At 74.6% G+C, this 12,770-nt stretch carries 7 protein-coding genes; 4 read left to right on the forward strand and 3 right to left on the reverse strand.

From position 1 onward, the window contains the following. Positions 1-74 precede the first annotated feature (74 nt). The 3 genes from DTQ71_RS19965 to DTQ71_RS19975 form a co-directional block, all read right to left on the reverse strand. A complete protein-coding gene (locus tag DTQ71_RS19965) occupies positions 75-2,060 on the reverse strand; it encodes a right-handed parallel beta-helix repeat-containing protein (protein ID WP_109566069.1) in 1,986 nt (661 codons plus the stop codon). Continuing rightward, positions 2,045-2,800 (reverse strand): class I SAM-dependent methyltransferase, encoded by a 756-nt coding sequence (locus DTQ71_RS19970; RefSeq protein ID WP_170125515.1) that lies wholly within the window; start codon positions 2,798-2,800, stop codon positions 2,045-2,047. The genes DTQ71_RS19965 and DTQ71_RS19970 overlap by 16 nt, the downstream gene beginning before the upstream one ends. Before the next feature lie 175 nt (positions 2,801-2,975). Next, the gene (locus tag DTQ71_RS19975; protein ID WP_109566070.1) at positions 2,976-3,872 is read right to left on the reverse strand and encodes a LysR family transcriptional regulator; all 897 of its coding nucleotides are present in this window, start codon (positions 3,870-3,872) and stop codon (positions 2,976-2,978) included. Between the two features lie 100 nt (positions 3,873-3,972). On the opposite strand from DTQ71_RS19975, the gene DTQ71_RS19980 reads away from it, so the two are divergent. The 4 genes from DTQ71_RS19980 (at position 3,973) to DTQ71_RS19995 (ending at position 12,621) form a co-directional block, all read left to right on the forward strand. Beyond that, a complete protein-coding gene (locus tag DTQ71_RS19980) occupies positions 3,973-5,508 on the forward strand; it encodes a proton-conducting transporter transmembrane domain-containing protein (protein WP_109566071.1) in 1,536 nt (511 codons plus the stop codon). A gap of 15 nt (positions 5,509-5,523) precedes the next feature. Further along, positions 5,524-7,863 carry a YbcC family protein gene (locus tag DTQ71_RS19985; RefSeq protein ID WP_245947670.1) on the forward strand — a complete coding sequence of 780 codons (2,340 nt, stop codon included), beginning with the start codon at positions 5,524-5,526 and terminating at the stop codon, positions 7,861-7,863. 460 nt (positions 7,864-8,323) lie between these two features. After that, entirely contained in the window at positions 8,324-11,716 is a 3,393-nt protein-coding gene (locus DTQ71_RS19990; protein ID WP_109566073.1) for a glycosyltransferase family A protein, read from the forward strand. Next, entirely contained in the window at positions 11,713-12,621 is a 909-nt protein-coding gene (locus tag DTQ71_RS19995) for a glycosyltransferase family 2 protein (protein ID WP_109566074.1), read from the forward strand. The genes DTQ71_RS19990 and DTQ71_RS19995 overlap by 4 nt, the downstream gene beginning before the upstream one ends. The last annotated feature ends 149 nt before the right edge of the window (positions 12,622-12,770 follow it).

Below are 12,770 nucleotides of genomic sequence, written 5' to 3' on the forward strand. Positions count from 1 at the left end.
CGGACGGGGAGGGGAGGCGGGCGGTCATGGCCGGCTTAAACCAAATCGACCCGGACGGCGCCAGGGTGGGCGGCTCACCAGTCGCGCACCCAGCTCCAGTCGTAGGGGTCCTGATCCGGGGTCGGGCCCACCGCGCCCATCGCGCGCCCGGCCAGCAGCCCGTCGGCGCGCGGCCGGGCCAGCGCCACCGCCGCGGAGGCGGTCTCGGGCGAGAAGGCGCCGTCCGGCCCCAGGGCGAACCGCGCCAGGAGGCTGCGTCCGCCGTCGTCATGGCGCAGCCCGGCATCGTTGCCGGCATCGTCCGCCCCGCCGGAAAAGCCCAGCACGTTGCCGCGCAACTCATGGCCCGCCGCCGCGTCCATCATCGCGAAGCCCGAGTTGAACAGGGTGTTGAAGCCGTCGCCCAGACCGTTGGGCACGCCGTCCCCGTCGATATCCCCCGGCCAGGGCCGCAGGAACGAGTTGCGCGTCACCGCGATCCCGCGGTCGTCCGGGTCGCGGAAGCTGACCGCCGCGGGGGCCGTGACCCAGAGAAGGTTGTGGCGCACCGTGATGTCGGAATAGGCCGCCCGGCCCGGCAGCGCGTTGGAGAAGACGCCCTGGATGTAGGGCAGGGCCGGAAGCGCCTGCCAGTAGGGGCGCCCCGTCCGCGCGTCGGCCTGGCAGCGCAGCAGCCAGGTCTCGCCGGGGGCGGTCAGCGTCAGCGACGGGACCGGGCCGGACCGGCCGACGCGCAGAACCGCGCCCGGGGGAGGCTCCAACCGGATCGGCCCGGCGCTCGTCGGATCGCTCTGCACGCCGAAGCGCGGCCCCCGTCCGTCCGCGCAGTCCGGCGCCGGCAGCGTGGCGCGGCCCGGCCCGATCAAGCGGTGCTGCACCCGGTCGTCGGCCGGCAGGCGGGCGGGCACGGGCCCCGGGGGCGTGCCGCGCAGCCCCGCGCCGAAGCCCGGCTGCAGCAGCCCGTCGCGGCCGGGAAAGGCGATGTTGCCCTCGATCAGGACATCGGAGACGTCGCAGCTGACATTGCTCGCGGCGAAAAGATGCACGAAGTCGGGATGGATGCGGTTGTTGCTCCAGACATGCGACATCACGTTGCGGCGCACCGTCACCCCGCGCGTTTCGGCGCAGTCCCCCCCGCCCAGCAGCTGCGGGGAGAGGCGCAGGAAGTCGCCCCAGCTGTGGCGCATCCGGTTGTCCTCGACCACGATGCCGGTGCCGCCGACGGCGATGGCGTTGACGATGCCCTCGAAGCGGTTGTCGCGGATGACGACGTCGCGCAGCCGGAGGCCGCGGATGCCGGAGAGATTGCGCTCCAGCTCGGTCTGCCCCGCGCGCGCCTGCCCGAGCGTGCCGCGGACATGCAGCCGCTCCAGCAGGACCGCGCGGGTCTCGCCGCGCGAGGCCAGGGTCACCGCCGACCGGATGCCCACGAAGCCCGTCGCGCCGGGGGGCAAGGCGGGCACGTCGTCGAGCAGGAAGTCGAGATCGCGCAGCACCACGCCGCCATTGGGCCGGTCGGGGTCGGTCGAGCGCATCATCCACATGTTCAGCACCGGCCGCGCCTCCGGGTCGGTCGCCTCGAAGACGATCGGCGCGCGGGCCTCGGGGTCGAGGAACGCATCCGGGAAGTCGCGCCCGTCGAGATCCATGTAGCGGCCGGGGTTGAGGCAGACCGTGAGACCGGACTTCTCGGCCACCGACAGCGCGAGCACGGCGCGCAGCTCCCCGGTGGTGGAGACGCAGCGCGCGCCGGCCCGCAGGATCAGCTCCTGCGCCATGCCGCCCGGGCCCGTCAGGCGGTGGCGCCCGGGAACCGCGTCGCCCAGGGCGGCGGCGGGGCGCAGCAGACCGCCGCGCGCGGCGAAAACGCCGCCGCCGGCGCGGTAGGTGCCATCGGGCAGAGGGGTCGGGACCGCCGCCTCGCCGGCGAGGTTGCGCAGCCCGAAGACCGCCGCGCCGGGCCCGGTATCGCCGGCCCGCGTCGACCCGGACGCCGCGAGCACCGCCGCGACCGACAGCGCGGGCAGCACGGCTCCGGCCCATCTCAGAAACCCACGCATCGCACGCTCCCACCCGATGCGATGGACGGCGCCGCATCCGCCGTGGCGGTCCGACGGGGCTGAATGCGGGGATGGCACCGCGGTCTCTTCAAGCGGTCTCCCGGCGGCCGTGATCGAGACCGAGGCCGATCGAGGCGGCGCCGGGCTCCAGGTCGGCCCCCCTTGATCTCCTCGCAGCGATGGGTCGCCGTGATCTCGCGCCAGAAGACATCGACGCTGATAGAGGGATCGTAGGGGGTCGGAAGGCTATCGTGAAGCGCGATCAGCCCCTCCGGCGAGGCGAGCGGCGCGTATCGCTCGAAGTCCATCCTGACGCCTTCGTGGGAATGATCTCCGTCGATCATCAGGAAGTCGATCTCGCGGCCGCCGAGGCTCTTCCCGACCTGCGCGAGGGGCGCGGCGTCATGGGAATTTCCGCGCAGCGGTTCCAGCCGCTGCCCCGGATTCGCGAAACGCCGGTAGGCCGCCTCCTTCCAGCGCGGATAGCCTCCGCCGTTTCGTCCATACGGCATGTCGAGGCCGATGATCAGCGCATCGTCCGAAACGACGCGGCGGAACAGGAACAGGCTGCCGCCCTTGGCCGTGGCGATCTCGAGGACGCCCCGCGGTTTCCGGGCCGCCAGCATCTCCAGCGTCCTGTCCAGCTCCTTGATGGCCTTGCGATCGCTGAGGTTCTTTCCCTGGTGCCAGGCCCATTTCAAGGCCGAGACGCGCCTCGGATGCGCGCCCGCATTGTCCATCGCTCGGAGTTTCCGCTTCAGAGAATGAATCATCGAGCTCCCGAGCCCCCACAGATCTGCCCCACCGCCCCCCGTTCATGACCCGTCAGGCCAGGACAGGACAGGCAACTTGGCGCGGCGCTCCCGGACGAGACGCTACGCGCCGAAATCATCGAAATCGAGGCCGAGGCGCCAATCACGCTCCGCTTCGCGGTGGTGCCTGGGCCGCCAGCACCTCCGAGAGCAGCAGGTTGGGGAATTTGCGGCGGATCGTGACGGCGCAGAATACCTCCGTCAGCGCCTCGATCCGGCGCAGCTCCACCAGGCGGCCCGCGGCGAGCTCGTCCTGCACGACGATGGGCGGCAGGATGGCGAGCCCCAGATCCGCCCGCGCAAGCAGCCGCAGCATCGCCATGTCATCCGCCTCCGCCGCGATCCGGGGCAGGATGCCCGCCCGGTCCAGAAGCGCGTCGATCCCCGCCCTGAGCGAAGACTCGGGCGTGGGCAGGATCAGGGGGTGTTCGGCCAAGATCTCCGCCAGGGGCATGTCCGGCCCGGGGTCGCGGGCGGGCGTGCCGATCAGCGCCACGCCCTGCGCGTCGAGCCGGTGCACCAGATAGGGGCTGGAGGCGTCCCGCGCCGGGACCAGGTTGGTCAGCACCACGTCGAGCGCCATCGCGTCGAGCCCGCGCAGCAGATCCTCCTGGCTGCCCGAGCGCAGCACGATCTCCACGTCGTCGCGGCCGATGATCGGGCGCAGGAAGGCGATCTGGAAGTTGCGCGACAGCGTCGCCAGCGCCCCGATCCGAAGCGCCTTGCGCCGCGCCCCCGCCGCCTTGAGCGTGACCGACAGATCCTCGGCCGCGCGGAAGATCTCCTCGGCATGGTCGAGCGCCACATGCCCCGCCTCGGTCAGCACCAGGTTGCGGCCCTGCCGTTCGAACAGGGCGTGGCCCAGCGAGGCCTCCAACGCCTTGATCTGCGTCGAGACCGCCGATTGCGAGATGTTGAGCGCCCGCGCCGCCCCGGTCAGCGTCCCGTCGCGGGCGACGGCGCGGAAGAGGCGCAGGTGATGCAGGTTGATCGTGGACATACTTCTATCTAATAGAACGGTTTCTCCCTGAATATGAAATTTTCTGGATCGAGGCGAGGCGCTATCTGCCCCGGCGCATGATCCTGTCCGGAGCCCGCCCATGACTTTCTCCTTCGCTTTCCTCGCGCCCCTGGTCCTGCTGGCGGTCGCCGCGCTTTCGGGGGGCCGCGCGGGGCGGCGCCCCGGCGGGCCCGCCCGCTGGTCCGAGGCGGCGGCGGCCGCGGCCGGCGCCCTGGTGGTGCTGGGGCTGGTGCAGCTGGCGGTCTCGGGGCCTGCGGCGGCCTTCGGGCTGAAGGCGGGGCCGGTGGGGCTGACCATGGCGCTGCTGGTGTCGTTCATCGGCTGGGTGGTGATGCGCTACAGCCGCAGTTACCTGGATGGCGAAGCGCGCGAGGGCCGGTTCCACGGGCTGATGCTGGCCACGCTGGCGGCGATCCTGGTCTTCGCGCTGTCCGGCGATGTCTGGCTTCTGCTGCTCTCGGCCATTGCGGTGGGCCTGACGCTGCGGCGGCTTTTGCTGTTCTACCCGGAGCGGGCGGAGGCGCGGCGCGCGGCGACCAAGTTCGCGCTGGTCTGGCATGGCGGCGACGCGGCGCTGTTCGGGGCGGCGGTTCTCTTGACGTCGCGCTTCGGCACCGGGGCGCTGGACCTGCTGGCGGCGCGCGCCACCCAGGAGGGGCTGGGCGTGGCGGGGCATCTCGCCATGGGGCTCGTCGTGCTGGCGGCGCTGCTCAAGACGGCGGCCTTCCCGCTCCATGGCTGGCTGACCGAGGTGATGGAGGCGCCCACCCCGGTCTCGGCGCTGCTCCATGCGGGGATCATCAACTCGGGCGGCGTGCTTTTGATCCAGGCCTCGGATCTGGTGCAGCTCAGCCCCGGCGCGATGGCGGCGCTGGTGATGGCGGGGGGGCTGACGGCGCTGTTCGGGGCCGCGGTGATGCTGGCGCAGAGCGCGGTGAAGACGGCGCTGGCCTGGTCCACGGTGGCGCAGATGGGCTTCATGCTGCTGCAATGCGGGCTGGGGCTCTGGGCGCTGGCGCTGCTGCATATCCTGGCGCATTCGCTCTATAAGGCGCATGCCTTCCTGTCCTCGGGCGGCGCCGTCGCCGCCGTGGCGCAGATCCGGCGGCCCGGGCCGGTGGCGGTGCCCGATCTGGGGGCGGTGCTGCGCTCCTTCGGGCTGGCGCTGGCGATCTATGCGGGCATCGCGCTGATCTTCACCCTGGTTCTGGGGCCCAAGACGGCGCAGGCGCTGGCGCTCGGCGCGATGCTGATCTTCGGGGTTGCCTATCTGGTGGCCCAGGGCCTGGCCGACCTCGCCCCGGCGGAGCTGACGCGCCGCACGGTGACGGCCTCGCTGGCCGCCGCGGTCGCTTATTTCTCCTTCCAGGCAGTCGCGCAGAAGATCTGGGGGCCGGGCCTGCCGCCCGCCCCGGTGCCCGGCGCGCTGGAATGGGCGCTGATCGTGCTGGCGATCCTGTCCTTCGGGGCGGTGGCGCTGGCGCAGGCGCTGTTCCCGCTCTGGGCGCATCACCCGGCGGTGGCGGGGCTGCGCGTGCATCTCGCCAACGGCCTGTATCTCAACGCGCTGCTCGACCGCGCCATCGGCGGATTCCGCGCCGCGCGGGAGGGCTGAGCCATGGAGACCTCTATGACCGATCCGATCCTCGCGGCCGCCGAGGCCGCCGCCCGCCGCATCCCCCCCGCCTTCCCGCTGGAGGCCACGGTGGCGGTGAACCCCTTCCTGGGCCAGACCGGCGAGGATCTGGCCACCGCCTCGGCCCGGCTGACCCGGGTGGCGGGGGTGCGCGCGACCCGGACCATGGCCGAATATGCCGCGCTGATCGATGACGGCACGATCGCCGAGGAGGACCTCTCCGCCGCCCTGGCCGCCGCGCCCGCGGCCGCGCGGCCCGCCGATGTGGCCGCCCTGCGCGCCCTGGCCCGCACCCCGCCCGAGGGCGACCCGCCCACGCCCCTGCCCAGCGTGGCGGACCTGGCCGCCCGGGCCACCGGCACCGACTGGCCCTCGGTCATCGAGAAGAGCTTCGGCCTCTGGGCCGCGGGCTATTTCGACCGGGGTCAGGCGCTGTGGATGCCCAAACCCGGCGAGAGCGCCTTCGACGCCTGGCGCGGCTGGGCCGTCCATGACCTGACGCCCGAGATCGCGGGGCTCCGGGGCTTCTGCGAGCATGTCCTGCGCGCCCCCGACACCGTCGAGCGCGCAACCTTGCGCGCCGCCGAGGCCCTGGGCCTGACCGGGGAGGCGGCCGAGACGGTCTTCCACCGGCTGCTGATGGAGCTGGGCGGCTGGGCGCAGCACGCGCGCTGGCTGCTCTGGGAGGCGGAGCTGGAGGGCCGGACCTCCGACGCGCTGGCCGGGCTGCTGGCGATCCGCCTGATCTGGGAAGAGGCGCTGCTGGCCCATGTGCCGGGGCTCGCGCAGGACTGGGCCGCGACGGTGGCCGCCCATGCCGCGCCGGTCGTCCCCGGCCCCCGGGACGCGGCCCGCGCCATCCTGCAAGACGCCGCCGAGCGCGCGCATCAGCGCGGGCTGGTCGCCGCGCTGGACGGCCCCGCGCCCACGGGGGAGCGGCCGAAGCTCCAGGCGGCCTTCTGCATCGACGTGCGCTCCGAGGTGTTCCGCCGGGCGCTGGAGGCGGTGGATCCCGGCATCGAGACGATCGGCTTCGCGGGCTTCTTCGGCCTGCCGATCTCACACAAGGCGCGCGGCTCGGACGTGGCCGAGGCGCATCTGCCGGTGCTGCTGACCCCCGGCTTGGAGACCACCAGCCACGGCGACGAGGCCGCCGAGCAGGATGCCCGCATCGCCGCCCGCGCCACCCGCGCCTGGGGCCGGTTCCGGCAGGCGGCGGTCTCCTCCTTCGCCTTCGTCGAGTCGGCGGGCCCGCTCTATGCGGTGAAGCTGGTGCGCGACGCGCTCGGGATGGAGCATGCCGCCGCCCCGTCGCCCGCCCCGCAGGTCGTGGGCGGGCTTTCCGCCAAGGCCCGCGCCGACACCGCCGCCGCCGTCCTCAAGGCCATGAGCCTGACGAAGGGCCATGGCGAGATCGTGCTGCTTCTGGGCCATGGCGCGCAGGTGGCCAACAACCCCCATGAGAGCGCCTATCATTGCGGCGCCTGCGGCGGGCATACGGGCGAGGTCTCGGCCCGGGTGCTGGCGCAGCTTCTCAACGACCCGGAGGCGCGGGCGGGGCTGGCCGCGCGCGGGGTGGATCTGGCCCCCGACACGCTCTTCGTGGCCGGGCTGCACGACACGACCACGGACGCGGTCACGCTCTATGACGTGGACACGGGCTCGGACGCCTTGCGCCGGGTGCGGGACTGGCTGACCCAGGCGGGCCGCGCCGCCCGGACCGAGCGGGCGGCGACCTTGCCCGGCGCGACCCCCGCCACCGTGGCCGAACGCGCGCGCGACTGGGCGCAGGTGCGGCCCGAATGGGGGCTGGCGGGCTGCGCGGCCTTCATCGCCGCGCCGCGGACGGCGACCGCCGGGCGCGATCTGGGCGGGCGCGCCTTCCTGCACAGCTACGACTGGCGGGCCGATGACGGCTTCGGCACGCTGGAGCTGATCCTGACGGCGCCGGTGGTCGTGGCGAGCTGGATCAGCCTGCAATATTACGGCTCCTCGGTGGCGCCCGAGGCCTTCGGCGGCGGCAACAAGCTGATCCACAACGTGGTCGGCGGCATCGGCGTGATCGAGGGCAATACCGGGCGCCTGCGCCCCGGCCTGCCCTGGCAGGCGGTGCATGACGGCGCGGGCCTGGTCCACGACCCGCTGCGCCTGACGGTGATGATCGAAGCCCCGCGGGAGGCGATCTCGGACGTGCTGGAGCGCCACCCGGAGGTGCAGGCGCTGTTCGACAATGGCTGGCTGCACCTGATGGTTCTGGAGGAAGGCCGGGTCGCGGCCCGCTACCGCCCCGGCCGCATCTGGGAAGGGCAGGAGATGGAGCGGGCCGCCGCCTGACCCGCGCCCCGGCCCGTTTCCCCCGACCGACGGCGCTGGCCTGCGATACCGAGCCATCCCGCCCCCGAGAGACCGGGCTGCGCCGTGGGAGACCTGCGGGCGGACATGCGGGATCTGCTCGACGCGGATGCCGCCGCCCGGGGCGCGCGGGACGCCCCGCGCGCCTTGGCCCCGGAGCGCGCGCCGACCGCTGGCTGGCCCCTGACGGGATGGGGGCGCTGGCGCACTGCGCGCGGCCCTGTCGGGGGACACCGAGGCCTGGCTGCGCGGGAGGCCCGCCCTCTGACGCTCGGGCGATATGGTCTGCCGCCCGGGACGGATCGCCGCCGCCGTCAGCCGGCCCGAGCACCAGGCGCCCGTGTCGACAGCCCCGCGCCGCCCCGCCCGCGGCAATGCACGGTTTGCCATCGCCGCCCGATTCCCCGTAAGGGGGGCGAGCCGCCCCCGGACGCGACCCCGCATGACCCAGCTCCCCGCCAGTTTCCTCGCCCGTACCGCGCATTATCCCGCGCGGGTGCGCGCGGCGCTCGGCCGGAGGCTGGCGCCCGAGGATGTGAGCCTGCATCTGACCGCGCTGCATGGCGCCTCCGACATCCCCGAGGCGCGGCTGCGCGACCTGCTGGACGACCCGCCCCTGGTCGACGCCTTCCTCGGGCGCCTCCTGCAATCGCAGCTCTTCGCCACGCGCGCCGCCGCCCTTGAGGCCACGCTCGACGACCCCGCGCCCCTGAGCGGCGGCGCCGCCGCCCTGGCGCTTGCCGAGGCGGAGGCGCTGCTCGCGCCCCTGACCGACCCCGCGCGCCCCTATCTGTGGAAGCTGCGCGATATGGCCGAGCAGGATGCGGGCGGCAAGCCGGGCCGCCTGACGCCCGAACGGGCCTCCGCGCTGCTGGATCTGTCGGCGCTCCTGCGTCTGGCCGAGGGGGCCGGGACGGCGGCCGAGGTGCTGGCCCGCGCGCTGCTCGACCCCGCGCCCCTGCCCCTCGCCGCCTGGAGCGCGGCGGTGCTGGGCGAGACCGCCGCGCGGGCGGGCACGCCCGCCGATCCCGGCCCCCGCGCCGTGGCGCTGGCGCGGCTGATCGTGCAAGGGCGCGGGCTGCTGCCGCTCCGCGCCGCCGACCGCACCGCCTGGGCCGCCCTGCCCCGCGACGCGGACGGCGCGCTGGAGGCGGGGCGTCCCCGCGAGATCCGACTGGAGGTCGCGCCCGGCGTCGCCCTCTCCCCGATCCTGGAGGCGGGGCTGCGGGTCACCGCCCTCGGCGCCGGCCCCCGCGCGCTGATCGGGCCCGACCCGGAGGACGGCCCCTCCTGGGCCGCCGAACTCACGGGCCATCCCGACCCGCGCCCGGCCAGCGAGATCGCCTGGCTCGACGGCCCCGGCGCCTCCCTGCCGCCGCTGCCGGTCGCGACCCGCCGCGCGCGCCCCGTGCCGCCGGGCGACGCGGACCCGGCCAGCGCCTATGCCATCGTGCTGCGCCTGGACCCGGACGCGCCCATCGGCACTTGGCTCAATCTCGACCAGGCCCATGTGCTGCCCGGCCACGGCGCAGCGGCCCTGACGGCGGCGAAAGCCCTCGACGCGCCCGCCACGCGGCCCGTCGTGCTGGCCAGCCGCCTGAGCCCCGCCGATCCCGATCACATGACCCGCGCCGTGGCCCGCCACTGGGCCCATGCCGGGCGCTACCCGGTTTCGGGCGCGATGCTGGATTACGACCCCGCCACGGGCCGCTTCGAGCTCGACGCCCATGCACGGACGCAGCCCACCCGGCTGCTACCCGCCGCGCTGACCTCCCTGCCGCTCGGGATGCTGGAGACGGCCGGCCTGCACGGCCCCCTGGTGACGCTGGCCGAGGGGATCGGCGTGGCCATGCCCACCTTGCTGCCCGCCGCCACCCGCGCGGGGCTGGCCCGGGCGCTCGCGCCCGAGCGGCTCGACGGACCCGCCCGCGCCGCCATCCTGGAAGCGGGCCCCGTGACCCGCGCGCTGCTCACCCGGCTCGACGGCGCGCGCCACTGGCCGGTGGAGCATCTGCTCGCCGCCCGCGCCGCGCGCCACGACGCGCTGGCCGCCCGTCTCGACGCCTTCGCCGACCGCCCCGAGGCCGAGGCCGTGCCCGCCCTGCTGGCCGATCTCGCCGCGCCCGAGGCCGACCCCATCGGCCTGGAGGCCCCCACGGGCCGCTTCCTCACCGCGCTCGCGGCCGAGGGCGCGCTGCTGGCCGCCCTGCCCGAGGATCTCCTGCTCGACGCGCTGGAGCGCGCCCGCCACCACCCCGAGGCCGACCGCATCGCCCGCGCCCTGGCCGTGACCGGGCCCGAGATGGTGGGCGACCGGCCCTTCCTGATCGAGCCGCTCACCGATCTCTGGGCCGTGGGCCTGCCCGAGCCCGCGCTCCAGGCCGCCTGGGCCGCCCTGGCCGAGGCGCAGCTCGCCGCCGATCCCGAAACCCCGGGCCGGCTGATCCTGCTGGCGGCCTCCGGGCGGCGCCATGCGGGGGCGGCGGCGCTGGCCCGGCTGGCCGCGCGCCTGGCGCAGGTCGCGCCCGAGGCGCTGGCGGATCCGCGCCTCGCCCGCCATTTCCGCGCCCTGCCCGACCATCCCGACTGGCCGCTCATGGCGCGCGCGCTCGGCCCCGCCGCCGCCGCTATCGCCGCCGCCCGCGACCCGCGCGACCGCTTCGCCGCCGCCCTCGCCGCGGGCGACCGGGACGCGGCGCAGACCGCCCTGGCCGAGCTGCACCTGCTCAACGAGGGCGAGTTGGCCGGCTGGCTCGACGGGCTGCGCGGCCTCTCCAACGAGTTGGCCGCGCTGGATCTCGACATCGCGGGCCATGTCCCCCCCGGCGGCGGCGTTCAGCGGCGCAAGCTGATGGCCGCGCTGCTCCGCGACCGGGCGGAGCTGTCCCGGCTCGCGGCGGACGGGCTGCTGGCCGACGAGACCGAACTCTCGGCGCTCTGCCTGCAACTGATCGGCCGGCCCGAGACGCTCGAGGCCAGGCTCGCCCCCGCCTGGCCCGCCGCCCCCCTGCGCCTGCGGGGGGCGACGGCGGCGGAGGTCTTCGGCCAGGCCGCGACGGGCCCCACCCTGCCAGGCCACGCGGGCACCCGCGTCTCGGTCGTGATCGGCGCCTATGAGCCGGACCCGGAGATGCTGGCCCTGTCCCTGGCGAGCCTCCGCGCCCAAGGCCATGACGACCTCGAAATCTTCCTGATCGACGACGCCTCCGGGCCGGAGGGCCGCGCCACGATCGACGCCGCCTGCGCCGCCGACCCGGAGCTGATCCTGATCCGCATGGCGCGCAATGCCGGGCCTTATGCCGGGCGCAACGCCGCGCTCCAGCGCGCCACCGGCGCCTTCTTCGCCATCCAGGACGCCGACGACTGGTCCCACCCGGACCGCTTCGCCGCCCAGCTCGACGCCTTCGCCGCCGATCCCGAGCTGGCGCTGGTCACCACGCCCCATATCCGCATCGACGCCCAGGGCGAGGTGCAGATGGAGGCCCGCTTCGCCGTGCAGGGCGACGGGCCGATGACCTCGATGTTCCGCCGCGACGTGTTCGACCGGATCGGCCCCTTCGCGCCCACCCGCTCGCGGGGCGATGTCGAGCTGCGGGAGCGGCTGCGCGGCGCCCTCGGCGGCCATACCATGCGCGAGATCCCGGGGCCGCCGATGCTCTGCTACGCCGCCGCCACCACGCTGTCGCAGCGCGTGCGCGCGGAGCGGCGCGAGGCGCTGCAACTGCTGCGCGGCCATATCGACCGGCGCCCGGCCGCCTGGGGCGCGGTGCGCGACGGCGACGCGACCGTCCGCGCGGTGATCCCGCATGCCTTGCGCTCGGAGGACGCGCCATGAGCGCCGTCGACATCGCCCTGACCTCGATCTCGAGCCGCCTCGCGGGCCTGCCCCGCACCCTGGAGACGCTGCTCGCCCAGGACCACGCCCCCGGCGCCGTCCATCTCTATCTCAGCCACGAGCCGCATCTCTTGGACCAGGGCGTCCCCGAGACGCCCGCCCCCATCGCCGCCCTCCAGGTCGAGGACCCGCGCCTCCAGGTCCATTTCGTCCCCAATTGGGGCCCCTACAGAAAGCTCCTGCCTTATCTGCGCACCCATTGGGGGCAGTCGCGGCTGGTGGCGACGGCCGATGACGACACGCTCTATCCGAAGGACTGGCTGGGCGGGCTGGTCGCGGCCCATGGCGTCTATGGCTGCGCGGTGGCCTATCGCGGCCACCAGATCCGGCTCAAGGGCGGGGCGCCCGCCCCCTACCGCCACTGGATGCGCGGCCGGCTGGAGCAGAACCCCGGCCGCCTGATCCTGCCCACGGGCAAGGACGGGGTGCTCTATGACACGGCCTTCTTCCCGGCGGCGGTGCTGGACATCGAGACGGCGCTGACGGTGGCCCCCACCGTGGACGACCTGTGGTTCCGCTGGCATCTGGGACTCGCGGGGGTGCCCTGCTATATCCTCAACCCCGACTACACCGCCGGCACGCTGGAGGCGGACGAGGCCGGCGACAGCCTCTACCGCGTCTACAACCAGGCGGGCGGCAACGACGCAGCGGTGGCCCGGCTCGACGCGCATATGGACGCGCGCCACGGCTTCCGCCTAGCGGATCTCGACCCCGAGGCGCCCCCGCGCCCGCCCCGCCCGGCCGATCCGCCGCCCGAGACCGAGGCCGACACGGCCTTCGCCCCCGAAGACAGCGACCTGCCCCACCACCTGACGGGCGACATGGACCCGCCCCCCGCCCCATGACCCTCACCCGCATCTCCACCGCCCCTCGCCCTCTGGCCGGGACTGCTCCGGCAAACGCCCCCTCCGAAGCGGCCCCCCCGCCCGATCGACCCCTCCGGCACGCCTCCTCATCTTGCCGAAAATACCTCGGGGGGAGTCGGCCCATGGCC

The organism is Jannaschia seohaensis, from assembly GCF_900116765.1.
Lineage (GTDB): Bacteria > Pseudomonadota > Alphaproteobacteria > Rhodobacterales > Rhodobacteraceae > Jannaschia > Jannaschia seohaensis.